The following is a 24,116-nucleotide window of genomic DNA, read 5'->3' on the forward strand; positions in this document are numbered from 1 at the left end:
CGTTCCCTCACAAACCGGACATCGCATTCCATCCTCCCTGTTCCAAATCACCAGAACGAAGAAGAACCCGAAAAGCAGCCACGGTGAACAGTCCCCCGTACCGGGGGGGGATAGGATCAACGCTGGCTGGCCAGCGCCTTCTTCAACCGCGCGTGCGCCGCGCTCTTGATCTGGCAGACGCGCGCGGCGCCGACGCCGAGTACCTGGCCGATTTCCTCCAGGTTGAGTTCCTCGACATAATAAAGCTGGATCACCATCGCCTCGCGCTCGGGCAGCGCGGTGATCGCGGCGATCAGCGCGTCGCGCAGGTCGCTTTCGGCGAGCTGTTCGAAGGCGTCGGGAGTGTCGTCGGCGAACCAGGGCAGGTCGTCGGCATAGACGTCGTCGATCGGCTCCATCCGCACGGCCTCGGCCGTCTTGTAATCGGTGCGCAGCTTTTCGGTCGTGACGCCCAGCTTTTCGGCCACCGCCTCGTCGGTCGGGACCTGACCCTCGACCTGCGACAGCGTGGTCACCGCCTCGTGATACTGGCGACGGCGGCGCATCGCGCCGCGCGTCGTCGTCGCCTGGCGGCGCAGCTCGTCGATCATCGCGCCGCGCAGACGCGCCTTCAGATAATGGCCGAACTCGACCCCGCGCTCCTCGAACGAGGCGGCGGCCTCGACCAGCGCGACCAGGCCGACCTGGACCAGATCCTCGACCTCGATCAGGCTCGACATCGAACCATGCACATGCCACGCGATCCGGCGGACCAGCGGCAGATGCTGGCGGATGATCGCATCCGCCTCGATCCCGCCACGTCGGCGCGGCGCCGGGCGATAGGTGATCGGCTGGTCGGCGACCGTGGGGTTGGCGAGCGCCGGGTCGAAATTGACCGGGTTGATCGCCTGGGCGTTCAGGAACGCGCCGCTCAAGGGGTGCGCGCTCATGCCGCCAGCGCCTGGGGAGCGCCGATCACGGCGACGACCTCGACCGCCTTGTCCTCGGGCACCTCGAAGAAGGACAGGACCGGCGTATCGGGCAGGCAGGTGCGCAGCAGCTTGCGCATCGCGATCCGCACACCCGGCTGGACGACCAGCGCGAAGGGCTTGGCCTCGGCGAGCAGCGGCTGCGCGGCATGGGTCAGCGCCTCGGTGATGCGGCCGCCCAGATCGGGCTCGATCACATGGCGGCGGCCGGTGTCGGCGCGCATGGCCTGGGCGAGCAACCCTTCGAGCTGACCGTCCAGCGTCATGACGCGCAGCGGCTCGCGCATGCCACACAGCTTCTGGATGATGAGCGCGCCCAGTTGCGGCCGGATCAGCTCGACGATCTCTTCGGCGTCGAGCGTCTTCTGGGCCGCCACGGCGATCGCGCTGGCGATGCGGCGGAACTCCTTCAAGGTGATATTCTCCGAAAGAAGGCCCTTGAGAACCTGGGTCAGGGTGGTGAGCGGCAAAGGATTGGGGCTGAGCGAGGCGGCGAGTTGCGCGGCGCGCTCCTTCAGCCCGTCGAGCAGCGACTGGACCTCGTCGGGGCCGAGCAGCTCGGCGGCGTTCGAGGACAGGATGTGGTTCAGGTGCGTCGCCATGACGGTGCCCGGATCGACGACCAGATAGCCCATGCCGGTGGCGGCATCGGCGTCGCCCTTCAGGATCCAGGTGGCGGGCAGGCCGAAGGTCGGGTCCTTGACCGGCTTGCCGTTCAGCGTGCCGAACGCCTGGCCGGTGTCGAGCGCCAGCATCTCGTCGGGCGACACCTGATCCTCGGCGGTGACGACGCCGTTGATGATGATCCGGTAGTTGAACGGCCCGAGATTGATGTCGTCGCGTACCCGCGCCTGCGGCACGACGAAGCCCAGTTCCTTGGACAGCTGGCGGCGGACGCCGGTGATGCGCGCCATCAGCGGGGCCCCGCGACGCTCGTCGACCAGCGGCACCAGGCCGTAGCCGATGTCGATATGCACCTGCATCCCGTCGATCACCTCGTCCCAACCGATGCGCGAGGGATCGACCGGCTCGGCGGCGGGGGCGGGGGGAACTGGGGCCGGGCGCTTCTCGATCTGGCGCAGCTTGTACGCGGTGAACCCGGCGATCCCGGCGGCGGGCAGCAGGATCATGTGCGGCATGCCGGGCAGGACGCCCAGCAGGCCCATGATGACCGCGACCGGCAGCCAGGTCCTGGACGCGCCGAACTGCGACCCGATCTGGCCGGCCAGATCCTTGTCGGACGACACGCGCGTCACGATGGCGGCGGCGGCGATCGACAGCATCAGGCTGGGCAGCTGCGCGACCAGCGCGTCGCCGATGGCGAGCAGGATATAGGTCTTGGCGGCGTCGGCGACGCCCATGCCATGGCTGACCGGACCCAGGATCAGGCCGCCGATGATATTGGCCGCCAGGATCAGCATGGCGGCGACCGCGTCGCCCTTCACGAACTTGGACGAACCGTCCATCGAGCCGTAGAAATCGGCCTCGGTCGAAACCTCGACGCGGCGCGCCTTGGCCTGGTCCGGGGTGATGAGGCCGGCGTTCAGATCGGCGTCGATCGCCATCTGCTTGCCGGGCAGCGCGTCCAGGGTGAAGCGCGCCGACACTTCGGACACGCGGCCTGCGCCCTTGGTCACGACGATCAGGTTGATGATCATCAGGATCGCGAAGACGAAGAGGCCGACGACATAGTCGCCGCCGATCAGGAAGGTGCCGAACGCCTCGATGACGTGACCCGCAGCACTCTCGCCCTCATGGCCGTGGACCAGCACGATGCGGGTCGAGGCGACGTTGAGACCCAGGCGGAACAGGGTCGCGAACAGCAGCACGGTCGGGAAGGCCGAGAAGTCGAGCGGCTTTTCCGCGTTCAGCGCGACCATCAGCACCGCGAGGCTGATCGCGATGTTGGCGACGAAGAAGATGTCGAGCAGCGCCGGCGGGATCGGCACGACCATGACCAGGACCAGCAGCAGGATCGCGGCGGGCAGGGCCATGGTGCGGCCATTGGCGAAAAGCTTGCCCATCGCTTAGCCCCCCATGCTCGCGAGCATCATATACGCCAGCCGGGCGTGGTCGGGCTTGGGCCGCAACAGGCTGTCGCTCGTGGCATTGGCGCCCGTGGCATTGGCGGTCGCGCCGCCGCGCAGCCCCAGCTGGTTCAGCGTGCTGGTCGCCCAGGCGAGCGCGTCGCTGGCGCTTTCGTTGTTGCCGGTGACGACGGTCGCGTCGCCCTGACCCTGCAGCGCCAGCGCCTGGGCGGCGAACTGCAGGTTGGCGGCGCGGGTCGCGTCGCTGTCGGCCGAGCTGCCGGCCAGCTTGTTGGCGAACCGGTCATAGATGTCGGCGACGGTGCGCGGCTGGCCGTTCGGGGCGTAGAAGACCGAGCGGTTGGCGCGCGCGGCGGCGGGGAACAGCGCGGCACCCGTCGTCTGCGGGCTGGAGGCCAGCTTGGACAGGAACTTGGTCGCGCCGCCCAGGCCCAGGAAATGCGCCATGTACAGGTCGGTGCCGTTGGTTTCACGGCCCAGCGTCGATTCCAGCGCGGCCTTGTTGTCCGAGGCATGCTCGGCGGCCATCAGCGAGGCGGCGGTGGGATCGTTGCGCAGGCCCATCACGGCATTGCGGGCGCCACCGCTGACATAATAGCGACCGCCCGACTGGCCGATCGAGTCGGCGGCCCAGCCCAGCCCATGCTCGGCGCCATGCTTCTTGAGCACGGCGAGCCAGCTCTGCTCGACGAACTGATACAGGCCCGAGGCCGACGAGGTGCCGGCGCGCGCATTGGCGTTCAGCCCGGATTCGAGCTTGGCCTGCCCCAGCAGATAGCCGAAATCGACTCCCGTGCGGCTCGAGGCCAGCGCGATCGCCGACTGTATCCGGGATTGAGAGACGGGTTGGACGGTCATGCTGTTTGGTAAATGCCCTTGTTCGGGCTTCACTCAGCAAAGGCCGTGCCAATTCACCGGCGGCAAAGGCTCAAGAATCAAAAAGCCCCGGAAATCCGCGAGTCGGCGGGGTTCGGGGCTTTGGGCGGCAAAGGTCGGGGGGTAGGGTGGGCGGCGTTTCCGGCAAAGCGGCAAGCGATTGCCGGCCGGTACCGGCAAAGCCGGCGGCAATCAGGCGTAGGCGCGCATCATCGGGCGATAGCCGCCCCCGCCGGCGTCACCGGTCAGCGTCTGCAGCTTGCGCCGTACATTGGCCGCCATCAGGTTGACGTAGATGCGGCAGGTCTCGTTCAGGCGATTGGCCTCGTCGGCCAGCTCGCGCAGCTCGGGGCCGGCGGGGCCGGTACCGAGCGAGGCGACATCCTCGATCGCGGCCAGCTTCTCGGTGGTGGCGCGTTCCAGCGCGGCGACGTCGTTCGACTTCAGCGCGGCGATTTCACGATGAAGGGCCTCGATGACCCGGATCAGGGCGTCACGCCGCGTCATTTACCATTCCAGTCGAGCTTCAGCGCGATCATCTGGTCGGCGATAGTCGCCGGCAGGATCGGGAAATTGCCATCGGCGATCGCTTTCTTGATCGCGGCGACGCGGTCCTGGTCGACCGGCGGCTGGGCGGCCAGCGTGCGGGCGAGATTGCCCACGCCGCTCATGTCGCCCATCGTCTTGGCGGGGGTGAAACCGGTCTGGCCGTCTCCGGCGAGCGCGCTGGGACGCGACACGCCGGCGATCCGCGCGATCCTCGTTTCCCCGGCACTGAGCCTTGTTACATCGACCATGTCCGCACCCGTTGGTTTCGCTGACATGGGGTATAACGGCCGCCGCCGGGTAATCTTTAGGGGGAATTTACGAGCCCCCGCACGAAATCGGGGCTCATTCGGACCAGCCGGGCAGGGTAGCGCGACCAGCGGCCAGCGCGACCGCCTGGACGGGCTGGCGCGCGGTGTCGATGCGCACCGGGAAATGCCCGCCGGGCACCGCGTCGGCCATCGCAACCCCTTCTCTTGTAATAGAAAATCCGTCAGAGCCCGCCTCGATGACGATGGGGTCGCCACGCCGGATGACGGGTTCGGCCTTCACCGCGATCGCCGGCATCGCACGTGGCGCGGCGGCGGGGCGGGGCGGGCTGAGAACGGGTACGAAGATGCGCCATTGCGGCCCCGCGCAATTAACCACGACGGCATCATGCGCCTCGGTCCGCCAGGACAAGGAGACGGTGGCGCATTGCGCGAGCTTCAACCGGGTGTCGACCGGCGCGCGCGCGCCGCCCTCCACACCGATCGGCCGCCCCGTAAAGGCGGCGACGGCGGCGTCCAATGCGCCGATATCCTGGAAATTGGCGGCACCCGCCAGCAACAGGGACAGGATCATCAGGGTCTCCGTGACGGTTCGCCGGCAAAGACGAGCGTGACCATCGCGAGGCGCTGGCCCGGTTTTGCGGCGGTGGAAAGGATCAGGCGGTCGGCGGCGGCCGGACCGATCAGCGCGGCGGCGGCGCGTGCGCGATCGGCGGCGAGGACGACCGCGCTATGGGTGACGGGATCGACATCGGTGCCGCTGCCATCGGTGGCGCCGACGACCGCCAGACGCACGCGTGGATCGGCCAGCGCCTCGCGCGCCCAGGGGACGAACAGCGGATCGGGGTCGGTCGGCTCCGCCGACCCCGGTGCGAAGCGCAGCGAGGCGGCGGCGACCGGCATGGCGGGCGGCGGTTCGGGCGGCAGGCGCAGCGCCTGGTCGGCGAGCGACCGGCTCGACCCGAATTGCGCGCGCAGGCCGTTGAGCAGCGCCGGACGCCGCTCCGCCCCCGTCGCCTGGACGAGCACGAGGAAGCCGACCAGCAGCAGGCCGAGGTCGGCGAGCGTGACGAGCCAGATCGGCCGCGCCGGCGCGGGCTCGGGAAAACCGGGGTCGGTCGTCATGCGACGCTGACCAGATTGGGGCCGCCGGGCTTGGTGGGGCTGACGGGCCCGCGCGCCGGGCGCGGTGCCTCGCGCGCGGCGAGCAGCGCCAGCGGGGCAACCAGGCGGGTACGCTCGAACGCCTCGATCCGCGCGGCGCGGCGCAGGCGGATGGCGATCGGCTGCGCGACCAGATTGGCGAACAGCGCGCCGTAAAGGGTGGCGAGCAGCGCGATCGCCATCGCGCCGCCGATCCGCTGCGGGTCGTTCATCGTCGCGAACATCGCGGCCAGCCCGATCAGCGTGCCGACCATACCCATGGCGGGCGCGGCCTCGGCGGCCCCCGCCCAGACATCGGCGACCGCGACATGGCGTTCGATGCGGCCCTGGCGCGCCATGGCCAGCTTGGCGGTGACCGACTCCGCGCCCTCGCCATCGACGATCGCGGCGATCACCTCGGCCAGATCGGGATCGGTGACGACCGAGCGGTCGAGCGTCAGCACGCCGTGGCGCTTGGCGATGCGCGACAGATGCGCGATCTGCTCGATCAGCGGATCGGCCGAGAAGGGTCGTCGGAACAGCACCATCAGCGCCCGCATCGCGCGGCGCGCATCGCGCCATGGCGTGCGCAGCAGGGTGGCGATCAGGGTCCCGCCCAGCACGATGGCAAGCGCGGCCGGATCAAGGAACTGGTGAAGCGGTGGCAAAGCGATCATGCGCGTGACCCTGCAAGGGGCGGGCCAAGTTGCCTGATCGGGGAAAGTCGCGAAAATTCCTCCCCTGCAAGGGGAGGGGGACCAGCGAAGCTGGTGGAGGGGGGATCGCCACCGGGCGCGTCCCTTGAGGAAGCCCCCCCTCCGTCAGGGCTTCGCCCTGCCACCTCCCCTTGCAGGGGAGGATTGGGGTTTGCCGTCATCCGGGCGGACTCTGCCGCTTCGTTGCCGCCGGCCGGCAAGATCCGGCAACGCCTTGCCGCCTGCCGGATGCCTATGATGGCTCCCCGCCCAAATTCCGCAATTGGCACGGAGGTTGCGAGACCCCGGTGGCGCGATGATCCGCTCGGGGGTCGGCGTCGGAAAGGAGGTTGATGATGGCCGCAGAGACATTGTTCGGAATTCATGGCGCCGCGCTCGAAGTCCGGGGGCAGCGCATGGGCGTGCTGGCGTCCAACATCGCCAACGCCTCCACGCCGGGGTTCAAGGCGCGTGACATCGACTTCAAGGCGGCGCTCGCCGCCGTCGAGGGCGGGCAGCAGGACCAGGGTATCGCCAAGGCGATGAAGTACCGCATCCCGCTCCAGACCTCGCTCGACGGCAACACCGTGGAGCTGGCCGAGGAGCAGACCGCCTTCGCCGAGAACGCCGTCCAGTATCAGACGACGCTGTCGTTCCTGAACGGGCGCATCTCCACCATCACCCGTGCGCTGAAGGGCGAATAAGCGATGCCGAACGGACCGCTTTCCATCTTCCAGGTGTCGGGGCGCGCCATGTCGGCGCAGCTGATCCGCATGAACACGACCGCGTCGAACCTGGCCAATGCCGGTGGCCTCGCCGGTTCGGCCGACACCGCCTACAAGACGATGAAGCCGGTGTTCCGCACCAGCTTCGACGCCGCGACCGGCCTGTCGACCGTCGATGTCGAGAAGATCGTGACCGCGGGCGAGGACCCCACCAAGCGCCACGACCCCAACAACCCGATGGCCGACAAGGACGGCAACGTCTTCGAGGCGGCGGTCGACGAAACCCGCGAGCTGGTCGACATGATGGAGACCGCGCGCACCTATCAGAACAATGTCGAAGTGATGCAGACCGCCAAGTCGCTGATCCTCGACACCCTCAAGCTGGGCCGCTGATCATGACCTCCACCGCGATGAATTCGACGCTGGACAGCCTGGGCATCAAGCGTGCCGGGGCGACCAGCGGCAATGCCGCCGCTGCGACCACGTCCAAGAAGCCCACCACGCTCGACCAGTCCGCCTTCCTGACGCTGCTGACCGCGCAGCTGAAGAACCAGGACCCGTTCGCGCCGATGGACAATACCCAGATGGTCGCCCAGATGGCGCAGTTCTCCAGCGTCGCGGGCATCTCCGAGATGAACACGACGCTCGCCTCGATCGCGACCAAGCTGAACGCGACGACCCCGGCCGACGCGATGAACTATGTCGGCAAGACCGTGCTGACCGAGGGCACCACCGCCTATGGCCGCACCAGCGGCGGGCTGGCCGGGCAGGTCGAACTCGACACCGCCGCCACCGACGTCTCGGTCACCATCTCGGACGCGCATGGCGCGGTGCTCAAGACGCTGCCGCTCGGCATGCAGAAGGCCGGCACCGCCAGCTATGACTGGGACGGCAGGACCGAGGACGGCCAGGAGGCCGGTCCGGGCCCCTTCACCATCTCGGTCGGCGCGCTCGACGGCAGCAATGTCGTGAACGCCCGCTCGCTCGTCTGGGCGCCGGTCCAGTCGGTGTCGATGCCGTCGAACGGCACCCCCGTCCTGTCCGTCGCCGGCCTTGGCCAGGTCCAGCTTTCCGCCGTCCGCTCGGTCGGCTGATCCCCCTTTACGCACCAGGAAGATAGCCCATGTCCTTCTACACCTCGCTCAGCGGCCTCCAGGCCTCGCAGACCGACATGTCGGTCATCTCGCACAACCTCGCCAACGTCAGCACCAACGGCTTCAAGAAGAGCCGCGCCGAATTCGCCGACGTGATGGCGGCCAACTTCTCGACCGATCCGTTCAAGCAGGTCGGATCGGGCACGGTGGTCAAGGCCAATCGCCAGCAGTTCAAGGAGGGCAACTATACCAGCACCTCCAACGCGCTGGACCTCGCCATTTCGGGCGACGGGTTCTTCACGGTGCAGGCGGGCGGCACGACCGGCACGCTGAACTACACCCGCAACGGCTCGTTCCAGGTCGACACCAACAACTATGTCACCGATACCCAGGGCAACCGGCTTCAGGTGTTTCCGGTCGACAAGGACGGCAATGTCACCTCGTTCGGCAATGACGGCCTGACCAGCCTGCAGCTGCCGCCGACCAGCGGCACGCCTGTCGCGACCAAGAAGGTGACGCTGGACATCAACCTGTCGAGCACCGCCACCGCGCCGACCGGGGCGTTCGACCGCACCAACATGGGCACGTACAACAACACGACCCAGACCAAGATCTTCGACACGTCGGGCAATGCCATGACGCTGACCAACTATTATATCCGCAAGCCGTTGCCGGTCGACGCCGACGGCAATGCGATCCAGCCTGCGGACGGCAGCAGCACTTGGCAGGTCTACAGCTATGTCGGCGATCAGCGCATGACGCGCGGCGGCTCGACCGACCCGGTGGAGATGACCTTCAGCGCGGACGGTAACATGACCGCGCCGGCCGCCGCCATCGCGTTCGACAACTTCACGCCGCGCACCTCGGTCATCTCGCAGCCGCTGACCATCGACTATCGCGGTTCGTCGCAGTCGGGTTCGATCTTCTCGGTCAACTCGCGCACCCAGGACGGCAAGGCGGTCGGCCTGCTGTCGGGCGTGTCGGTGGCCGAGGACGGCCTGATCACCGCGTCCTTCTCGAACGGCGAGACCGCAGCACTCGGCAAGGTGGCGGTGGCGACCTTCGTCAACATGCCCGGCCTGCGCCAGGAGGGGAACAGCTATTGGGAGGCGACCGGCATGTCCGGCGCGGCCAAGTTCGGCACCGCCAACGAAGGCGCGTACGGCGCGATCCGGTCGAGCACCATCGAGGGGTCGAACGTCGACATCACCGAGGAGCTGGTCAACCTGATCGCGGCGCAGCGCAACTTCCAGGCGAACGCCAAGGCGCTCGATACGTCGAGCCAGATCTCGCAGACCATCTTCAACATCCGCAGCTAAGCGCACGGTTCGGGTAACAGGGGGCAACGATGGACAAGCTGGTCTATACGGCGGCGACGGGGATGCGTTCGCACATGGCGGCGCAGGCGGCGATCGCCAACAACATGGCCAATGTCTCGACCATCGGGTTCCGTGCCGACCGCGTCGTGTTCGACCGCATCGACCTGAAGGGCGGCGGCGCGGCGTTCGAGGCGCGGATGCCGACCGCCGAGGAGGTGACCGACGCCGACCGCGCGCCGGGTACCATCCAGCAGACCGGCAACCCGCTGGACGTGGCGATAGCGACGTCCAGCGCCTGGCTGGCGGTGCAGTCGCCCGACGGGTCGGAGGCCTATACGCGGCGCGGCGACCTGGAGGTCACCGCCTCGGGCGTGCTGCAGACCGGCGACGGCTATCCGGTGATCGGCCAGAACGGCCCGATTACCGTGCCGCCGTACAACTCGCTGACCGTGTCGCCCGACGGCACCGTGTCGATCATTCCGCTGGGCGCGGGCCCCGATACCCAGGCGCAGGTGATCGATCGCATGAAGCTGGCCGATGCGCGGGTGTCGCAGACGGTCAAGGGGCTGGACAATCTGCTGCGCGTCAAGGGCGGCGGTGCGCTGCCCCAGGACATGGACGCCACCGTCCAGTCGGGCGCGCTCGAGGGATCGAACGTCAACATGGCGCAGACGCTGGTCGACATGATCGAGAACCAGCGCAGCTACGAGGTGCAGGCCAACCTCATGAAAGAGGCCAAGTCACTGGATGAAAACAGCGCATCGCTGATGCGGCTGCCGAGCTGAGGATTAAAGAACCATGTCTTCCGCCGCCATGCACATCGCGCGCACCGGGCTCGACGCCCAGGACATGCGCATGCGGGTCATCTCGAACAACCTGGCCAACGTCAACACGACCGGGTTCAAGCGCGATCGCGCCGCGTTCGAGACGCTGGCCTATCAGACGATCACCGCGCCGGGCGCGGCCAGCTCGACCGAGAGCAAATACGCGACCGGCCTGAACCTGGGCACCGGCGTGCGCATCCAGGGCACCGCGCGCATCAACACGCAAGGTGCGATGCAGACGACCAACAACAGCCTCGACATGGCACTGGACGGCGAAGGCTTCTTCCAGGTGCAGATGCCGGGCGGTACGCTGGGCTATACCCGCGCGGGCAATTTCTCGCGCTCGGCCGAGGGACTGCTGGTCACCTCCGAGGGCTATCAGGTAATGCCCGGCATCACCGTGCCCGAGGGCGCGACCCAGATCACCATCGGCACCGACGGCACCGTGTCGGCCACGATCCAGGGCCAGACCGCGCCGGCCGAGATCGGACAGATCCAGGTCGCGACCTTCCCCAATCCGGCGGGCCTTCAGTCCAAGGGCGACAATTACCTGACCGAAACCGCCGCTTCGGGCGCGGTGAACATGGGTGTCGCGGGCTTGGAAGGGCGCGGCCAGGTGCGTCAGGGCATGTTGGAAGGCTCGAACGTCAATGTCGTCGAGGAACTGGTCGACATGATCGAGACGCAGCGCGCCTATGAGGTCAACTCGAAGATGATCAAGTCGACCGACGAGATGCTTCAGTACGCGAACCAGAATCTGTGAGCCGGACGATGCGCTTCTCCGCTTTGCTGCGTGGTGGCCTGGTCCTGGTGCTCGCCGCCTCGACGACCGCGCCCGTACAGGCCAGCCTGTTCGGCAAGAAGGCCCCGCCCGAGGATTTCTCGACCACCCGGCCCTTGCCGGTCGCGGCCCAGCCGGTCGCGCCCGCCAACGGCTCGATCTTCCAGGCAAGCGACGGCTATGCCGCGCTGTACGAAGGCTGGCGCGCGCGCCGGGTCGGCGATCCGCTGACCATCGTCCTCGTCGAGCGGACGGCGGCGTCCAAGTCGGCGACGTCCAAGCTGGGGTCGAAGGGCGATCTGGGGATCAATCCGCCGACCACCGGGCCGCTCGGCTCGCTGCTGAAGTCCACCGACATCGGCATGGGCGGCAGCCGCAACTTCAACGGCGCGGGCGCGGCCGACCAGTCCAATTCGCTGTCGGGCGAGATCAGCGTGACCGTGGCGCAGGTGTTCGCCAACGGCACCATGCTGGTCCAGGGGCAGAAGCGCGTGACGCTCAATCGCGGTGACGAGTTTATCCAGATCAAGGGGCTGGTGCGCATGGCCGATATCGGCATCGACAACCGCGTCCCCTCGACCCGCGTCGCCGATGCGCAGATCGCCTATACCGGCAAGGGCGATGTCGCCCGCGCCAGCCGCCAGGGCTGGTTGAGCCGTTTCTTCCAGGCCGTCAGCCCGTTCTGAGGCATTTGACCATGATCCTCCGCTTCCTTCTCGCCATGCTCGCCACCTTCGCGATCGCCGCGCCGGCCTCGGCCGACCGGATCAAGGATCTGGGCGGGTTCCAGGGCATCCGCTCCAACCAGCTGACCGGCTACGGCATCGTCGTCGGTCTGCCGGGCACGGGTGACGACAATCTGGAATATACCGTCCAGTCGCTGAAGGCCGTGGTCTCGCGCTTCGGGTTGCAGCTGCCACCCAATGCCAATCCGGGCATGAAGAACGCGGCGGTGGTGATGGTCACCGCCGACCTGCCGCCCTTCGCCAAGCCGGGGCAGAAGCTGGACATCACCGTCGCCTCGATGGGCAAGGCCAAGTCGCTGCGCGGCGGCAGCCTGATCCTGACCCCGCTTCAGGGTGCCGATGGCCAGATCTATGCGATGGCGCAGGGCAATCTGGCGGTCGGTGGTCTGGGCGCCGAGGGCGCGGACGGATCGAAGATCGTCGTCAACGTCCCCTCCGCCGGCCGCATCCCCGAGGGTGCGACCGTCGAACGCGCGGTCGCCACCGGTTTCGACACCGCGCCGACGCTGACCTTCAACCTGGCGCGCGCCGACTTCACCACCGCGCAGAATGTCGCGCAGGCGATCAATGCGCGGCTCGGCATGGGCATCGCGCAGGCGATGGACGCCGTGTCGGTCGCAGTCCGCGCGCCGATGGGCGCCGATGTGCGCGCCACGCTGATGTCCGAGATCGAAAACCTGAACGTCGTCTCGGCCGAGCCGCCCGCCAAGGTGATCGTCAATGCCCGCACCGGCACCGTCGTCATCAACTCGGCGGTGCGCGTCGGCCCGGCCGCCGTCACCCACGGCAAGCTGACCGTCAAGATCGACGAGAACCAGCGCGTCAGCCAGCCGGCACCCCTGAGCGGTGGCCAGACCGTCGTCACGCCCAAATCGGGTGTCGCGGTCGAGGAGGAGCGTCGCCCGATGTTCCTGCTGAACCCCGGTCCCAAGCTGGCCGATGTGGTCAAGGCGGTGAACGCCATCGGCGCCGCGCCGTCCGACCTGGTCGCCATTCTCGAAGCGCTGAAGGAAGCCGGCGCGCTCAAGGCGGAGCTGATCGTCCTGTGACCCAGTCCATCGCATCCACCCCCTCGGCCGCTTCGGCGGCGGGCATCACCGGCACGGTGTCGACCGACACCCGCCGCCTGTCGAACGGCGCCAATCTGGACAAGGCGGGCACCCAGTTCGAGGCGATTTTCACCGGCATGATGCTGAAGGCGATGCGCCAGACCAAGCTGGGCGATTCGCTGTTCGACTCGAAAGCGCTCGACACGTTTCGCGACATGCAGGATCAACAGGTTGCACAGACCATGGCCGCCCATGCGCCCATGGGGATCGGCCGTGCGGTGACCGCATTCCTGGCGAAATCGCAACCCCCTGTTAACCAGAGTTGACGTAGTTAACGCGCATGAGCGACCTGCTCTCTATCGGCGCTTCGGGCGTCCGCGCGTATCAGACCGCGCTCACCGCCATCGGCGAAAATATCGCCAATGTCGGGACGGACGGCTATTCGCGTCGCTCGGTCACCATGCGCGAGGTCACGCCCGCCGCCGGACTCGCCGCCAACAAGGTGTCGGCCGGTTCGGGCGTGATGGTGGAGGGCATTGCCCGCGCCACCGACGTCTATGCCAGCGCGGCCGTGCGCGCCGCCACCGCCGACCTGTCGCGCACCCAGACGGGGGCCACCTGGCTGACCCGGATCGAGGGCGCGATGACCGGCGATCAGGTCCAGACCCGGCTCACCGCCTTCTTCACCGCCGCACGCACGCTGGCCGCCGAGCCGACCTCGCCCGCGCTGCGCTCGACGATGCTGGAAACCGCCAAGTCGACCGCGATCGCCTTTACCGCGACCGACTCGGCGTTCGAGCAGATCAACGCCGATTTCGACGGTCAGGCGCGCCAGGCCGCGCACGACCTGTCCTCGCTCGCGACCTCGCTGGTGCGGGTCAATGACGGTCTGGGCAGGACCCAGCCGGGGACCGCCGCCGCCGCGCAGCTGGCCGATCAGCGCGACCAGATCCTGACGCAGATGAGCGCGCTGTCCGACATCACCAGCACCACCGACCAGCTGGGCCGCGCGACGGTGCGACTGGGCGACCGGGCCGGTCCGGTGCTGGCTTCGACCGACATGGTCGGATCGGTGAGCTATCAGCGCAACCCCGATCGCAGCGTCGGCTTCACCGTCTCGCTGCAGGGCGAAAGCCACGACTTCATCCCCACCGGCGGCGCGCTCGCCGGCGCGCTCGACGGGGCGGAGCGGATCAATACGACCCGTGCCGCCTTCAATCAGGTCGCCAAGGATTTCGCCGACACCGTCAACGCCCTTCAGACCGGCGGCCAGGATCTCAACGGCGCGCCGGGCAAGGCGATGTTCACCCTGGCGGATAACAGCGCCGTTATGGGCCTGAACTTCACCGAAGGGTCGATGATCGCGGCGGCGAAGGGCAATCAGGGTTCGCGCAACGCCGACATTCTCTATGACCTGCAAACCCTGCGCGGCACCGGCAATTTCGAAGGCCGGCTGACCCAGATCGTCACCGAAAACGCCACCACGCTCAAGCAGCGTCAGACGGTGGCCGAGGCGCAGAGCGCGATCAGCGACGGTGCCAAGTCGACGCTGTCGGGTGCATCAGGCGTGACGCTCGATTCGGAGGCGGTCACCTTGATGCGCTTTCAACAGGCTTATTCGGCCTCCAGCCGGGTCATCCAGATGGCGCGCGAAACCTTCCAGTCGATCCTCGAGATCCGGTAACGGTCATGCAGATTTCCACCAACGTCTTCTACGACATGGCATCGCGCCGGATGAGCACGCTGACCAGCAAGGCCAATGCGGCCATGGTCGAGATCTCGACCGGCAAGAAGCTGCAAAGCCCGTCCGACAACGCCGCCGCCGCCGCGCAGATCGCCGAGTTCGATCGCCGCGACGCCGACGACGCGGTTTACAAGACCAATTTGACGCTCGCCGGATCTCTGTTGCAGCAGACCGACACCACGCTGGGCCAGATCGGCAATCAGGTGCAAAAGGCGCTGGAACTGGCGACGCAGGCCGCCAACGGCACGCTGTCGGCCGCCAATCGCGCCAGCGTCGGCGACCAGATCGCCTCGATCCGCGATGCGCTGGTCGGCCTCGCCAATTCCAAGGATGCGCGCGGCCTGCCGTTGTTCGGGGCGGCGGCGGGCACCGATGCGGTAAGGCTGCAAAACGGCACCTATAGCTATACCGAGGCCGACGTGTCGGAGATTCCGATCGCCGATGGCCAGTCGATCGAGGTGACGGTCGGTGCCGAACGGGTGTTCAAGGCCGGCAACAGCGATACGCTGAACGTCCTCAACAATCTGGTCGCGGCGCTGAAGACCGGCGCCGGCGATGTCGGCGGCACGATTCGTGACGCGATGGACAAGCTGTCCGCCGCCAATGACAATGTCGCCAGCGTCCAGGCCTCGATCGGTGCGCGCGAGGCGCGGGTCGATCTGCAAAAGGGCTTGCAGGAACAGGCCGCGACCGATCGCGCCGACCTTCGCTCGAACGTCGAGGACGCCGATCCGACGGCCGCGATCACCAAGCTGCAACAGACGATGACCGTATTGCAGGCCACCCAGGCCAGCTTCACCAAATTGTCCAGCCTGTCGCTGTTCGATTACCTGAAGTGATCGGGGCGGGCCGGTAACCGTATTTTGACGTTAGGGGGCTAATCCCTAGGTCGGACGGCCGCCCAAGCCGGTTTTCTGGAGAATCATTCCACCATGTTTCCTGCCATCGGCCTGGTCATCCTGCTCGGAATGGTCTTCGGCGGCTTTGCCATTACCGGCGGCCAGCTGGGGCCGGTGTTCCACGCGATCCCGCATGAAATGCTCATCATCGGCGGCGCCGCCGTCGGCGCGCTGGTCATCGGCAATTCGGGCAAGGAACTGAAGGCGCTGGGCGGCGCGATGGGCAAGATCTTCAAGGGGCCGAAATACAAGAAGCAGGACTATCTCGACGTCATCTTCCTCGTCTCGAAGCTGATGAAGATGCTGCGCACCGAGGGCCCGATCGCGCTGGAGCCGCATGTCGAGGACCCCAAGTCCTCCTCGGTCTTTGCCGAATATCCGCGCCTCGTCGCCGACCATACGCTCGTGAACCTGATCGCCGACACGCTGCGCCTGGTCGTGGTGTCGTCGGGCACGCTCGACGTGCATGCGGTCGAGGAGGTCATGGACAACGCGATCAAGACCCATCACCACGAGGTCGAAGGACCGCAGGGCACGCTCCAGAGTCTGGCCGACTCGCTGCCTGCGCTCGGCATCGTCGCAGCCGTGCTCGGCATCGTGAAGACCATGGGTTCGATCGACAAGCCGCCGAGCGTGCTGGGCGGCATGATCGGCTCGGCGCTGGTCGGTACCTTCATGGGCGTGTTGCTGGCGTACGGCATCGTCAATCCGTTCGCGGGCCGCCTGAAGCAGGTGATCGATGCCGACGCCGCCATCTATCATGTGGTCAAGCAGATCATCATCGCCTCGCTCCACGGCCATCCGCAGCCGCTGGTCATCGAAGCGGCCCGTTCGGGCATCGCGCACAAGGACCAGCCCGGCTTCGCCGAGGTGTTCGACGGTCTGCGGGGCAAGTAAGCCATGGCCCGCGCCCCGCATGGCAAGAACGAGCCGCCCAAGATCGTCATCGTCAAGAAGATCATCGCCGATGGTCATGGCGGGCATCATGGCGGCGCGTGGAAGGTCGCCTATGCCGACTTCGTGACGGCGATGATGGCGTTCTTCCTGCTGCTCTGGCTGCTGGGCGCGACGACCGAGAAGCAGCGCAAGGGCATCGCCGACTATTTCGCGCCGACGCTGGTCGACACCAAATCGGTCGGCATGGGCGGCGGCGTGCTGAACGGCGGCGCCGGTATCGGCCAGATGCGCAAGGACAGCAGCTCCGCGATCGTCCAGACGCTGGTCACCCGCGTCAACGGGCAGGGCGGCGACAAGGCGGGGACCGGCGACAAGGGCTCGCTGCGCAACCCGGACTCGATGGCGCGCGACCAGAAGACGTTCGATGCGGTCAAGCGCGAGCTGTTGCGCAAGATGGCGGTCACGCCCGAGCTGAGGAAGCTGGCGCAACAGGTGCGCTTCATCCCGACCGACAGCGGCCTGCGCATCGATCTGGTCGACAATGCCGATTATTCGATGTTCGCGATGGGCACCACCAGCCTGGAGCCCGCCGCGTCGCAGCTGATCGGCACCATCGCCAAGACCGTCGCGGACGTGCCCAACACGATCATGATCCGGGGCCATACCGACAGCGTGCCCTATGGCGACCCGCGCGCGATGAACAACTGGATGCTGTCCTCGGGTCGTGCCGAGGCGACGCGCCGACGCCTGGCCGCCGGCGGCCTGCCCGAGGCGCGCTTCGAGCGGATCGAGGGCGTGGCGGATCGCGAGCCGATGATCACGGACAATCCGTCCGATCCGCGCAACCGCCGCGTCGCGATCACCCTGCTGTATCGCAAGGGCGTGTTCGGCGAGTAACCGTGCCGGCGTGTCCTGCGCGCGGCAGGGGACTTGCAAAGCCGACGTTCCAACACCCCTGTTTTCCGGCGACCATGGCCTGGGTCCATCGCCTGCGTGCACGCATGAAAACGCCCGCGGTCCTGCTCCGGGAGATGAGACAGGATCGCGGGCGGTCGTTCATGCCACCAAGGTGGTGCCGGACATTATTCCTCGGTCGCGGCCTCGCCCTTGCGCGGCTTGCGCGCGGCGGCGGTGCCGTTGCGCGAACCGGGCTTGCGGCCCAAGCCGATCTTCTTGGCCATCGCGCGGCGGCTTTCCGAATAGGTCTCGGCGACCATCGGATAATCGGGCTTCAGGCCGTAACGCTCGCGATATTCCTCGGGCGTCAGGCCATGGGTCGCCAGATGACGACGCAGCGTCTTGTAGGGCTTGCCATCGATCATCGAAATGATGTGATCCTTCGATGCCAAAGACTTGCGAGCCGAAACCGCCGGAACATATTCGGTCGGCGCTTCGACATTGGTGGTCTGCGGCGCGCTGCCCAGAAGCGACGACACGGTTTCGTGCATCTTGCCGAGAAACGCCGGGACCTCTTCGGCCGAGGTGCGGGTATTGGGATTGCCCAACCACGCAATGGTCAGTTCGGTTGCCAATTCAACGGCATTCACATCGATAGGGTCGTCGGCCATGTTACGCTCCTGTTGCATTTACCCGTGACCTAACCCCCATTCGCGCGACGTCAACCATCTGGCGCGTTATTTCGAGTCCCGAAACGCAATATTTCCACGCTGATTTTGCGATGACGCCGCACCTCATCTCTATCGGGCAAATGATATTTATCAGGATCAATATGGATGCACGGTGGTTATCATTTGCCGAGGGCGTCCGAGGACAGTCGGAGACGCTGCTTTCATATCGATCGCATGCGTCGGAGATATGAACGCTATTGCTTCTGATCCGCTTACAGATAAACGATGCGATTGCATTTTTTGCAAGAAAAATTGATGAGCTTGCAGTTGTGTCAATCGCGGAATTGGACCAGAGAGAGCGGGCCTTTCAGGCATCCTCTCCTAAAAACTTTCACGGCTGGTCCTCGGACCGGCCTTTTTTTTGGCGCTTTTCGGCTATGCATCGCGCGTCGCTGCGCATAGGCTGACGATGTCGCCGCGCACACAAAACAATATGCAGGAGCGGAAGCCGCCGGGAAACCGGCACCGCGCGTCGATACCGGGGGTCGAGCGACCCGGTCGCTCCCCCCGTCAACACATCGAACGAAGGGCATCGTCGCCCGCAAGTCAGGTCTTGTCGTTCGGCGTCTTGCGCTGGATGAACTGATCGAGCGCCGAGAGCGCCAGGCCGGCAAAGGCCGTCACGTCCGGGCGAACCGGCGGCGTGGCCGGCGGTGGCGTGGGCTCGCTGGCAGTGACGGCGGCATCGGCTGCGGGTTTGGCTGCCCGGTTGGCCTCGCGCGCCAGGGCGGTGGCGGCGGCGACGAGCCCCGTGGCGATCAGCTGTCGTCCCGCCGGACTGCGCGCCTGATCGAGCAGTGCCTGTCCGACGCGGTGCAGGGGCGAGGGCTGGTGGGTCGCGGCCTGTTCCGCCGCCGCCGCATCGGCCTTTTTCTGCTTCTTCTTATGCTTTTTCTTGCCCATCGCCATTCGGCTCCCGCCACAACTGTATTTGCAATATAATACACCGTCGCGACGGTTCAACCGTGGCGACCGGCGGGGATCAACCGTTCAGCGTGCGGGCGCGGCGGCGCTGGACCGAGCTGCCGATACCCATCGACTCGCGATATTTGGCGACCGTGCGCCGCGCGATATCGAAGCCCTTGGCCTGGAGCAGTTCGACCAGCGTGTCGTCGGACAGGATCTTGGCGCCTTCGTTCGCGATCAGCGCCTTGATCGCGCTCTTCACCGCCTCGGCCGACACGGCATCGCCGCCATCCGCCGCCGCGATGCCGCTGGTGAAGAAGAATTTCAGTTCGTAGAGCCCGCGTGCGCAGCTGAGATATTTGTTGCTGGTCACCCGGCTGACGGTTGATTCGTGCATGCCGATCGCCTCGGCCACCCGCGCCAGCGTCAGCGGCCTGAGATGCGCGACGCCGTGCAGGAAGAACGCCTCCTGCTGCTTCACGATTTCGGTCGCGACCTTGATGATCGTGCGCTGCCGCTGGTCGAGCGCCTTCATCAGCCAGTTGGCACTGGCCAGGCAATCGGCCAGCCACGCCTTGGACCCCTTGTCCTGCGGGCCGTGGCGCAGTTCCTGATAATAGCGGCGATTGACCAGCACGCGGGGCAGGGTGGCGGTGTTGAGCTCGATCCCCCAGCCGGCTTTCGTGCGGGTGACGAACAGATCGGGCACCACGGCCTGCGTGGCCTCACCGCCATAGCGGCAACCGGGCTTGGGATCATAGCCGCGCAACTCGCGGATCATGTCCGCCATATCCTCGTCATCGACGCCACAGATGCGCTTCAGCCGGGCCAGATCGCCCCGCGCCAGCAAGTCGAGATGCGCGATCAGCCGGGCCATGCAGGGATCGTAGCGATCCGCCTCGCGCGCCTGAAGCGCCAGGCACTCGGCCAGATCGCGCGCGCCGACGCCGGTCGGATCGAAACCCTGTACCACGGCCAAGACCGATTCGACCCGCCCGACCGCGACGCCAAGCCGATCGGCGATCTCGTCGAGCGGGGCGGTGAGGTAGCCCGCCTCGTCCAGCTGATCGATCAGATGGCTGGCGATGGTACGCTCGACACCGGACAGGACGAGCGCAGCCTGCGCCTCCAGATGCTCGGCGAGATTGGGGGCGTCATCGGCCAGCGAATCCCAGTCGGGGCCGTCCTCGCCGCCCGGGCCGGCGCCGCCCGTAGTCCCGTTCAGCGACAGGCCGCCATCGGGGCCGGTGCCGCCATCGGCGACGCTGTCCTGCTGATGGCTCTCGGTCGCGTAATCCAGGTCGAGCGCGCGGTCCTCGGCCGGCGCGGTGCCGCCGACCAGCTCGTCGGCGCCCGCCGGTGCCTCGCGCTCGGGGCGCTCGGCCGTCGCCACCTCGCGCACGCCGCCCGCGTCGAGCAGGGGGTTCTTCTCCACCTCTTCGGCAATGAACGCCTCGATCTCCAGATTGGACAGCGTCAGCAGCTTGATCGCCTGCTGCAGCTGCGGCGTCATCACCAGCGATTGCGACTGGCGGATGTCGAGGCGTGGTGCCAAGCTCACGGTGCGCGTTCCGGTTCAGCGCCGCGCCCCCAACCCCCGGCGGGGTCGGCAAAGGATGGGGGTGCGGATCGAGGCGGCACCGTCATCGCGTCAGAGCGAGAAGCCTTCGCCCAGATAGAGCCGGCGGACATTGGCGTCGGCGACCAGTTCCTCCGGCGATCCGGTGAACAGCACCCGGCCGTCATAGATGATGTAGGCGCGGTCGACGATGTCGAGCGTCTCGCGGACATTATGATCGGTGATCAGCACGCCAATGTCGCGGCGCTTCAGATCCTTCACCAGATCGCGGATGTCGGCGATCGAGATCGGATCGATGCCCGCGAACGGCTCGTCGAGCAGCATGATCGACGGATCGGCGGCCAGCGCGCGCGCGATCTCGGCGCGGCGACGCTCACCGCCCGACAGCGCCATGGCGGGCGCGGCGCGCAACCGGGTCAGCCCGAATTCCTCAAGCAGTCGGTCGAGCTTGCGCGCGCGCTCGGCCGGGTCCGGCTCGGCCAGTTCGAGCACGGTCGAGATGTTCTTCTCGATCGACAGCCCGCGAAAGATCGAGGTTTCCTGCGGCAGATAGCCCAGGCCCAGGATCGCGCGGCGATACATGGGCAGGCCGGTGATATCCTCGCCGTCCAGCATGATGCGGCCCGAATCGGGCTTCACCAGGCCCATGACCGAATAGAGGCAGGTCGTCTTGCCCGCGCCATTGGGGCCGAGCAGGCCGATCACCTCGCCACGCCCGACCGACACCGACACGTCGGTCAGGACGACGCGCTTGTCATAGCTTTTGGCGATCGAGACGACCTGAAGCCCTTGCGACACGGGCGGCTCGGCCGCCGGGCGCGGGGCGCCGCCGGTGCGATCGCTGCCCTCGCGGATCGGGGTTTCCATGTCCATCGGCCGGTGTCTTCCCTTTCTTGGGGGACTTTAGCGAGCCCCATGCCAACCGCAAACAGCCGAGCATGGGGTTCGCGATCAGTATGTCAGTTGCGGTCGGGGACCGAGAAGGTGCCCGTCACCCGGCCCGAGGGCGCGCGGGTGGTGCCGCCGGCCCCGGTCGAGCCGCCGCCGGCGACCGACGATCCGTCGATCACCGCGCGACCGGTATCCAGATTGATGGTCAGCCGCCCGCCGCTCACCGTATTGCCGCCCTGGGTCAGGGTGACGTTGCCCAGCATGGTGATGACCCGGCGGTTGAGGTCGTAGATCGCATATTGGCTGCGCGCGGTCTGATCGGGCCGCTTGACGACCACCCCGCCCGAGGCGTCCAGCCGCGAGACCTGCGGATTGCCGCCGATCACCTGACCGGTATACGCCACCGTCATCCGCGCGGCGTTTAGCGTCATCTCCGCCTGGCGCACCGCGACATTGCCCGACAGGACGGCGCGATTCGCCTTGTCCTGCAACTCGATATGGTCCGCGCCGAAATCGATCGGCGCACGGCTGTTGTGCCGGGTCTGCGCCGGGGCGGAGGCCGCGAGGACGATGAGGACAGGCGCCATCACGGCGGTGAGCTTGTGCATGACGCGCTATTTCGTGCTTTACGGGACGATGCGCAAGCGGGCGTTGCCATCCAGCGTGACGGTGCGATCTTCCAGATTGGCCCGCAGCTTGTCGGCGCGGAACGTGCCCTGCGGCGCCTGGCCCGTGACCGCCCCGCCCGAGACCAGCATCCGCTGCTGCAGATCGATCGTCGCGTCGCGGGTCTTGAGGTTGTAGCCGCCGGCCGATTTGAAATCGAGCGGACCGTCCAGCTTCACCTGCTCGGTGCGCATGTCGTAGCGGCCCGAATTGGCGCTGACCGTGGCGGGGCCGTCCGACAGACGGATCGCGGCGGCCAGCCGGTTGAGCTGCACCACCGGTTCGGCCGAACTGCGCTGGATCGCCGAGCCGGCGTCGAGCACGAAAGGCTGTCCCTTGTCGTCGACGCCGCGATACTGCGCCGCCTGGATCTTCATCCGTTCCTGCGCGACCTCGACCTTCTTCTTGTCGAGGACGAAGGACACCTCGCTCGACGAATAGATCGGCGCCATCACCAGAAAGGCGGTCAGCACGCCGATCGCGCTGGGCAGCAGCCGGCGCGCCATCGTCACGAATCGATCGTGACGGCTGCCCGGCGCGGCCCAGATCTGCCGCTGGGTACGGACGCGGTCGGCGATTTCGGACATGGCGGCCTTTCCTGCGAAGCCCCGATTCAGGCAAATATACCTTAGGCGTGGGCGAAGATATCGGTTTCCGGCCAGCCCGCCAGATCGAGCTCGGCGCGTGCCGGCAGGAAATCGAAGCAGGCCTGCGCCAGTTCCATCCGACCCTCGCGCACCAGGCGCTTGTCGAGTTCGACCTTCATGCGGTGGAGATAGCGCACGTCCGACGCGGCATATTCGCGTTGCGCGTCCGACAGCTCGGGCGCGCCCCAGTCCGACGATTGCTGCGCCTTGGACAGCTCGACGCCCAGCAGTTCGCGCACCAGCTCCTTCAGGCCATGGCGGTCGGTATAGGTGCGGATCAGCCGCGAGGCGATCTTGGTGCAATAGACCGGCGCTGCCACCACGCCCAGATAATGGCGGATCGCCGCGATATCGAATCGCCCGAAATGATAGAGCTTCAACCGTGCCGGATCGGCGAGCAGCGCGCGCAGATTGGGCGCGGCATAATCGCTGTCGGGCGAAAAGCGGACCAGATGCTCGTCCGGCCCGCCATCGGACAGCTGGACGACGCACAACCGGTCGCGCGGCGTGATCAAGCCCATCGTCTCGGTATCGACCGCGATCGCGGCGCCGGGCGCGAACAGATCGGCGGGAATGTCTTCTTCATGCAGGTGAACGGTCATGGACATGCCCTAGCGACCGGCGGGGCAAGCCTCAACCATGATGATGGAGTCGGGGATGGGCCAAGGCGCGGTGCGGCGGCGTCCGGTTGGTCACGGCGATTCGCGCAAATTTTCGGAGATGTTGTGGAGTTTCGGCCACAATTCCGACGCAATCTGCTTTGTTCGCGATAAAGCGAGAAGCGGTTCGCACGATTTCGTTCGCGATGGCTGCCCTTCTGCGTTATGGATCGGAACTAGGCGCAAAAGGTTTGGCGCCAAAAGACCCGCGCTCTTCGTCCGGCGCACGGTTCTTGAAGATGACATTTGCGGGCGAACCGGGAAGACGAACAGGGCTTATGGGTTTCGATAGAGGTAGCCGGGGCAATCGCGGCACGCGTGGTCGCGACAAGCGGGACAATTTCGGCGGCAGCGACGATTTCGGTGGCGGCGGCTTCGGCGGCGGTGACCGTTTCGGCGGTGGCGGCTTCGGCGGCGGCTTTGGTGGTGGCGATCGCTTCGGCGGCGGCGGCGACCGTGGCGGCTTCGGCGGTGGTGATCGCGGCGGCTTCGGCGGCGGCGGCGGCGGTTTCCGTGG

28 protein-coding genes and 1 pseudogene are annotated in these 24,116 nt (G+C 66.9%); 14 read left to right on the forward strand and 15 right to left on the reverse strand.

Annotation, left to right across the window (positions count from 1 at the left end):
- Nucleotides 1–116: 116 nt before the first annotated feature.
- From ACQKJZ_RS09070 to ACQKJZ_RS09105, 8 genes are all read right to left on the reverse strand, one after another.
- Nucleotides 117–929, reverse strand: a complete 813-nt coding sequence (locus ACQKJZ_RS09070) for a sigma-70 family RNA polymerase sigma factor (protein WP_427730843.1) — start codon at nt 927–929, stop codon at nt 117–119.
- Complete coding sequence (gene flhA, locus ACQKJZ_RS09075; protein WP_427730845.1) at nt 926–2,992, reverse strand: flagellar biosynthesis protein FlhA; 2,067 nt, start codon at nt 2,990–2,992, stop codon at nt 926–928. The genes ACQKJZ_RS09070 and flhA overlap by 4 nt, the downstream gene beginning before the upstream one ends.
- A 3-nt stretch (nt 2,993–2,995) precedes the next feature.
- Nucleotides 2,996–3,874 (reverse strand): lytic transglycosylase domain-containing protein, encoded by an 879-nt coding sequence (locus ACQKJZ_RS09080; RefSeq protein ID WP_427730846.1) that lies wholly within the window; start codon nt 3,872–3,874, stop codon nt 2,996–2,998.
- 210 nt (nt 3,875–4,084) lie between these two features.
- The gene (locus ACQKJZ_RS09085) at nt 4,085–4,399 is read right to left on the reverse strand and encodes a flagellar protein FlgN (RefSeq protein WP_183949732.1); all 315 of its coding nucleotides are present in this window, start codon (nt 4,397–4,399) and stop codon (nt 4,085–4,087) included.
- Nucleotides 4,396–4,689 carry a flagellar biosynthesis anti-sigma factor FlgM gene (flgM, locus tag ACQKJZ_RS09090; RefSeq protein WP_427730848.1) on the reverse strand — a complete coding sequence of 98 codons (294 nt, stop codon included), beginning with the start codon at nt 4,687–4,689 and terminating at the stop codon, nt 4,396–4,398. Before flgM ends, ACQKJZ_RS09085 begins: the two co-directional genes overlap by 4 nt.
- Nucleotides 4,690–4,783: 94 nt before the next feature.
- Nucleotides 4,784–5,281, reverse strand: coding sequence for a flagella basal body P-ring formation protein FlgA (locus ACQKJZ_RS09095; protein ID WP_312489409.1), 498 nt, complete (start codon nt 5,279–5,281; stop codon nt 4,784–4,786).
- Nucleotides 5,281–5,832, reverse strand: coding sequence for a hypothetical protein (locus ACQKJZ_RS09100; protein ID WP_427730850.1), 552 nt, complete (start codon nt 5,830–5,832; stop codon nt 5,281–5,283). The genes ACQKJZ_RS09095 and ACQKJZ_RS09100 overlap by 1 nt, the downstream gene beginning before the upstream one ends.
- A complete protein-coding gene (locus ACQKJZ_RS09105) occupies nt 5,829–6,527 on the reverse strand; it encodes a motility protein A (protein WP_427730852.1) in 699 nt (232 codons plus the stop codon). The genes ACQKJZ_RS09100 and ACQKJZ_RS09105 overlap by 4 nt, the downstream gene beginning before the upstream one ends.
- Nucleotides 6,528–6,898: 371 nt before the next feature.
- Between ACQKJZ_RS09105 and ACQKJZ_RS09110 the strand changes: the two genes are divergently transcribed.
- The 13 genes from ACQKJZ_RS09110 to ACQKJZ_RS09170 all read left to right on the forward strand — a co-directional run bounded on the left by ACQKJZ_RS09110 (nt 6,899) and on the right by ACQKJZ_RS09170 (nt 17,520).
- Nucleotides 6,899–7,249 (forward strand): flagellar basal body rod protein FlgB, encoded by a 351-nt coding sequence (locus tag ACQKJZ_RS09110; RefSeq protein ID WP_183949736.1) that lies wholly within the window; start codon nt 6,899–6,901, stop codon nt 7,247–7,249.
- A gap of 3 nt (nt 7,250–7,252) precedes the next feature.
- The gene (gene flgC / locus ACQKJZ_RS09115; protein ID WP_427730853.1) at nt 7,253–7,663 is read left to right on the forward strand and encodes a flagellar basal body rod protein FlgC; all 411 of its coding nucleotides are present in this window, start codon (nt 7,253–7,255) and stop codon (nt 7,661–7,663) included.
- Between the two features lie 2 nt (nt 7,664–7,665).
- The gene (locus tag ACQKJZ_RS09120) at nt 7,666–8,364 is read left to right on the forward strand and encodes a flagellar hook assembly protein FlgD (protein ID WP_427730854.1); all 699 of its coding nucleotides are present in this window, start codon (nt 7,666–7,668) and stop codon (nt 8,362–8,364) included.
- Nucleotides 8,365–8,393: 29 nt separating this feature from the next.
- On the forward strand, nt 8,394–9,683 hold the full coding sequence (locus ACQKJZ_RS09125; protein WP_312489551.1) for a flagellar hook protein FlgE: 1,290 nt from the start codon (nt 8,394–8,396) through the stop codon (nt 9,681–9,683).
- A gap of 29 nt (nt 9,684–9,712) precedes the next feature.
- The gene (locus ACQKJZ_RS09130) at nt 9,713–10,468 is read left to right on the forward strand and encodes a flagellar basal body rod protein FlgF (RefSeq protein ID WP_312489552.1); all 756 of its coding nucleotides are present in this window, start codon (nt 9,713–9,715) and stop codon (nt 10,466–10,468) included.
- A gap of 13 nt (nt 10,469–10,481) precedes the next feature.
- Nucleotides 10,482–11,270 (forward strand): flagellar basal-body rod protein FlgG, encoded by a 789-nt coding sequence (gene flgG / locus ACQKJZ_RS09135; protein WP_312489553.1) that lies wholly within the window; start codon nt 10,482–10,484, stop codon nt 11,268–11,270.
- An 8-nt stretch (nt 11,271–11,278) separates the two neighbouring features.
- Nucleotides 11,279–11,974 (forward strand): flagellar basal body L-ring protein FlgH, encoded by a 696-nt coding sequence (locus ACQKJZ_RS09140; RefSeq protein WP_427730865.1) that lies wholly within the window; start codon nt 11,279–11,281, stop codon nt 11,972–11,974.
- Nucleotides 11,975–11,985: 11 nt separating this feature from the next.
- Entirely contained in the window at nt 11,986–13,083 is a 1,098-nt protein-coding gene (locus tag ACQKJZ_RS09145; protein ID WP_183949744.1) for a flagellar basal body P-ring protein FlgI, read from the forward strand.
- On the forward strand, nt 13,080–13,409 hold the full coding sequence (locus ACQKJZ_RS09150) for a rod-binding protein (RefSeq protein WP_312489554.1): 330 nt from the start codon (nt 13,080–13,082) through the stop codon (nt 13,407–13,409). Before ACQKJZ_RS09145 ends, ACQKJZ_RS09150 begins: the two co-directional genes overlap by 4 nt.
- Before the next feature lie 14 nt (nt 13,410–13,423).
- Nucleotides 13,424–14,767 (forward strand): flagellar hook-associated protein FlgK, encoded by a 1,344-nt coding sequence (gene flgK / locus ACQKJZ_RS09155; protein ID WP_427730857.1) that lies wholly within the window; start codon nt 13,424–13,426, stop codon nt 14,765–14,767.
- 5 nt (nt 14,768–14,772) lie between these two features.
- Nucleotides 14,773–15,666 (forward strand): flagellin, encoded by an 894-nt coding sequence (locus ACQKJZ_RS09160; protein ID WP_312489556.1) that lies wholly within the window; start codon nt 14,773–14,775, stop codon nt 15,664–15,666.
- Nucleotides 15,667–15,759: 93 nt separating this feature from the next.
- Nucleotides 15,760–16,623, forward strand: coding sequence for a flagellar motor stator protein MotA (gene motA, locus ACQKJZ_RS09165; protein ID WP_312489557.1), 864 nt, complete (start codon nt 15,760–15,762; stop codon nt 16,621–16,623).
- Nucleotides 16,624–16,626: 3 nt separating this feature from the next.
- Nucleotides 16,627–17,520 (forward strand): flagellar motor protein MotB, encoded by an 894-nt coding sequence (locus ACQKJZ_RS09170; protein WP_427730859.1) that lies wholly within the window; start codon nt 16,627–16,629, stop codon nt 17,518–17,520.
- Between the two features lie 185 nt (nt 17,521–17,705).
- Here ACQKJZ_RS09170 and ACQKJZ_RS09175 read toward each other — a convergent pair whose 3' ends face one another.
- The 7 genes from ACQKJZ_RS09175 to ACQKJZ_RS09205 form a co-directional block, all read right to left on the reverse strand.
- Entirely contained in the window at nt 17,706–18,191 is a 486-nt protein-coding gene (locus tag ACQKJZ_RS09175) for a MucR family transcriptional regulator (RefSeq protein ID WP_427730860.1), read from the reverse strand.
- Nucleotides 18,192–18,797: 606 nt separating this feature from the next.
- Nucleotides 18,798–19,154 (reverse strand): hypothetical protein, encoded by a 357-nt coding sequence (locus ACQKJZ_RS09180; protein WP_427730862.1) that lies wholly within the window; start codon nt 19,152–19,154, stop codon nt 18,798–18,800.
- Nucleotides 19,155–19,233: 79 nt separating this feature from the next.
- Nucleotides 19,234–20,718, reverse strand: coding sequence for an RNA polymerase factor sigma-54 (gene rpoN / locus ACQKJZ_RS09185; RefSeq protein WP_427730863.1), 1,485 nt, complete (start codon nt 20,716–20,718; stop codon nt 19,234–19,236).
- 90 nt (nt 20,719–20,808) lie between these two features.
- The gene (gene lptB, locus ACQKJZ_RS09190; RefSeq protein WP_427730867.1) at nt 20,809–21,603 is read right to left on the reverse strand and encodes an LPS export ABC transporter ATP-binding protein; all 795 of its coding nucleotides are present in this window, start codon (nt 21,601–21,603) and stop codon (nt 20,809–20,811) included.
- 92 nt (nt 21,604–21,695) lie between these two features.
- A complete protein-coding gene (locus tag ACQKJZ_RS09195) occupies nt 21,696–22,235 on the reverse strand; it encodes an LptA/OstA family protein (protein WP_312490948.1) in 540 nt (179 codons plus the stop codon).
- An 18-nt stretch (nt 22,236–22,253) separates the two neighbouring features.
- Nucleotides 22,254–22,880, reverse strand: a complete 627-nt coding sequence (lptC, locus tag ACQKJZ_RS09200) for an LPS export ABC transporter periplasmic protein LptC (protein ID WP_312490947.1) — start codon at nt 22,878–22,880, stop codon at nt 22,254–22,256.
- A gap of 41 nt (nt 22,881–22,921) precedes the next feature.
- A complete protein-coding gene (locus ACQKJZ_RS09205) occupies nt 22,922–23,542 on the reverse strand; it encodes a ribonuclease D (RefSeq protein ID WP_312490946.1) in 621 nt (206 codons plus the stop codon).
- Between the two features lie 335 nt (nt 23,543–23,877).
- Here ACQKJZ_RS09205 and ACQKJZ_RS09210 point away from each other — a divergent pair.
- Nucleotides 23,878–24,116: pseudogene (locus ACQKJZ_RS09210) on the forward strand (cold-shock protein); the annotation flags it as partial.

It is taken from the genome of Sphingomonas sp. NPDC019816, assembly GCF_050274375.1.
In the GTDB taxonomy this organism is placed as follows: domain Bacteria; phylum Pseudomonadota; class Alphaproteobacteria; order Sphingomonadales; family Sphingomonadaceae; genus Sphingomonas.

What these genes read in the sequence shown, in the direction of transcription:
- ACQKJZ_RS09125 (WP_312489551.1), top strand. Translation starts at nt 8,394, where the DNA reads ATGTCCTTCTACACCTCGCTCAGCGGCCTCCAGGCCTCGCAGACCGAC.
- ACQKJZ_RS09100 (WP_427730850.1), bottom strand. Translation starts at nt 5,832, where the DNA reads ATGACGACCGACCCCGGTTTTCCCGAGCCCGCGCCGGCGCGGCCGATC.
- flgC (WP_427730853.1), top strand. Translation starts at nt 7,253, where the DNA reads ATGCCGAACGGACCGCTTTCCATCTTCCAGGTGTCGGGGCGCGCCATG.
- ACQKJZ_RS09140 (WP_427730865.1), top strand. Translation starts at nt 11,279, where the DNA reads ATGCGCTTCTCCGCTTTGCTGCGTGGTGGCCTGGTCCTGGTGCTCGCC.
- ACQKJZ_RS09145 (WP_183949744.1), top strand. Translation starts at nt 11,986, where the DNA reads ATGATCCTCCGCTTCCTTCTCGCCATGCTCGCCACCTTCGCGATCGCC.
- ACQKJZ_RS09205 (WP_312490946.1), bottom strand. Translation starts at nt 23,542, where the DNA reads ATGACCGTTCACCTGCATGAAGAAGACATTCCCGCCGATCTGTTCGCG.
- ACQKJZ_RS09175 (WP_427730860.1), bottom strand. Translation starts at nt 18,191, where the DNA reads ATGGCCGACGACCCTATCGATGTGAATGCCGTTGAATTGGCAACCGAA.
- lptC (WP_312490947.1), bottom strand. Translation starts at nt 22,880, where the DNA reads ATGTCCGAAATCGCCGACCGCGTCCGTACCCAGCGGCAGATCTGGGCC.
- motA (WP_312489557.1), top strand. Translation starts at nt 15,760, where the DNA reads ATGTTTCCTGCCATCGGCCTGGTCATCCTGCTCGGAATGGTCTTCGGC.
- ACQKJZ_RS09070 (WP_427730843.1), bottom strand. Translation starts at nt 929, where the DNA reads ATGAGCGCGCACCCCTTGAGCGGCGCGTTCCTGAACGCCCAGGCGATC.
- ACQKJZ_RS09085 (WP_183949732.1), bottom strand. Translation starts at nt 4,399, where the DNA reads ATGACGCGGCGTGACGCCCTGATCCGGGTCATCGAGGCCCTTCATCGT.
- ACQKJZ_RS09170 (WP_427730859.1), top strand. Translation starts at nt 16,627, where the DNA reads ATGGCCCGCGCCCCGCATGGCAAGAACGAGCCGCCCAAGATCGTCATC.
- ACQKJZ_RS09180 (WP_427730862.1), bottom strand. Translation starts at nt 19,154, where the DNA reads ATGGGCAAGAAAAAGCATAAGAAGAAGCAGAAAAAGGCCGATGCGGCG.
- ACQKJZ_RS09095 (WP_312489409.1), bottom strand. Translation starts at nt 5,281, where the DNA reads ATGATCCTGTCCCTGTTGCTGGCGGGTGCCGCCAATTTCCAGGATATC.
- ACQKJZ_RS09120 (WP_427730854.1), top strand. Translation starts at nt 7,666, where the DNA reads ATGACCTCCACCGCGATGAATTCGACGCTGGACAGCCTGGGCATCAAG.
- ACQKJZ_RS09105 (WP_427730852.1), bottom strand. Translation starts at nt 6,527, where the DNA reads ATGATCGCTTTGCCACCGCTTCACCAGTTCCTTGATCCGGCCGCGCTT.
- ACQKJZ_RS09160 (WP_312489556.1), top strand. Translation starts at nt 14,773, where the DNA reads ATGCAGATTTCCACCAACGTCTTCTACGACATGGCATCGCGCCGGATG.
- flgM (WP_427730848.1), bottom strand. Translation starts at nt 4,689, where the DNA reads ATGGTCGATGTAACAAGGCTCAGTGCCGGGGAAACGAGGATCGCGCGG.
- flgG (WP_312489553.1), top strand. Translation starts at nt 10,482, where the DNA reads ATGTCTTCCGCCGCCATGCACATCGCGCGCACCGGGCTCGACGCCCAG.
- ACQKJZ_RS09130 (WP_312489552.1), top strand. Translation starts at nt 9,713, where the DNA reads ATGGACAAGCTGGTCTATACGGCGGCGACGGGGATGCGTTCGCACATG.
- ACQKJZ_RS09195 (WP_312490948.1), bottom strand. Translation starts at nt 22,235, where the DNA reads ATGCACAAGCTCACCGCCGTGATGGCGCCTGTCCTCATCGTCCTCGCG.
- flhA (WP_427730845.1), bottom strand. Translation starts at nt 2,992, where the DNA reads ATGGGCAAGCTTTTCGCCAATGGCCGCACCATGGCCCTGCCCGCCGCG.
- ACQKJZ_RS09080 (WP_427730846.1), bottom strand. Translation starts at nt 3,874, where the DNA reads ATGACCGTCCAACCCGTCTCTCAATCCCGGATACAGTCGGCGATCGCG.
- lptB (WP_427730867.1), bottom strand. Translation starts at nt 21,603, where the DNA reads ATGGAAACCCCGATCCGCGAGGGCAGCGATCGCACCGGCGGCGCCCCG.
- ACQKJZ_RS09110 (WP_183949736.1), top strand. Translation starts at nt 6,899, where the DNA reads ATGATGGCCGCAGAGACATTGTTCGGAATTCATGGCGCCGCGCTCGAA.
- flgK (WP_427730857.1), top strand. Translation starts at nt 13,424, where the DNA reads ATGAGCGACCTGCTCTCTATCGGCGCTTCGGGCGTCCGCGCGTATCAG.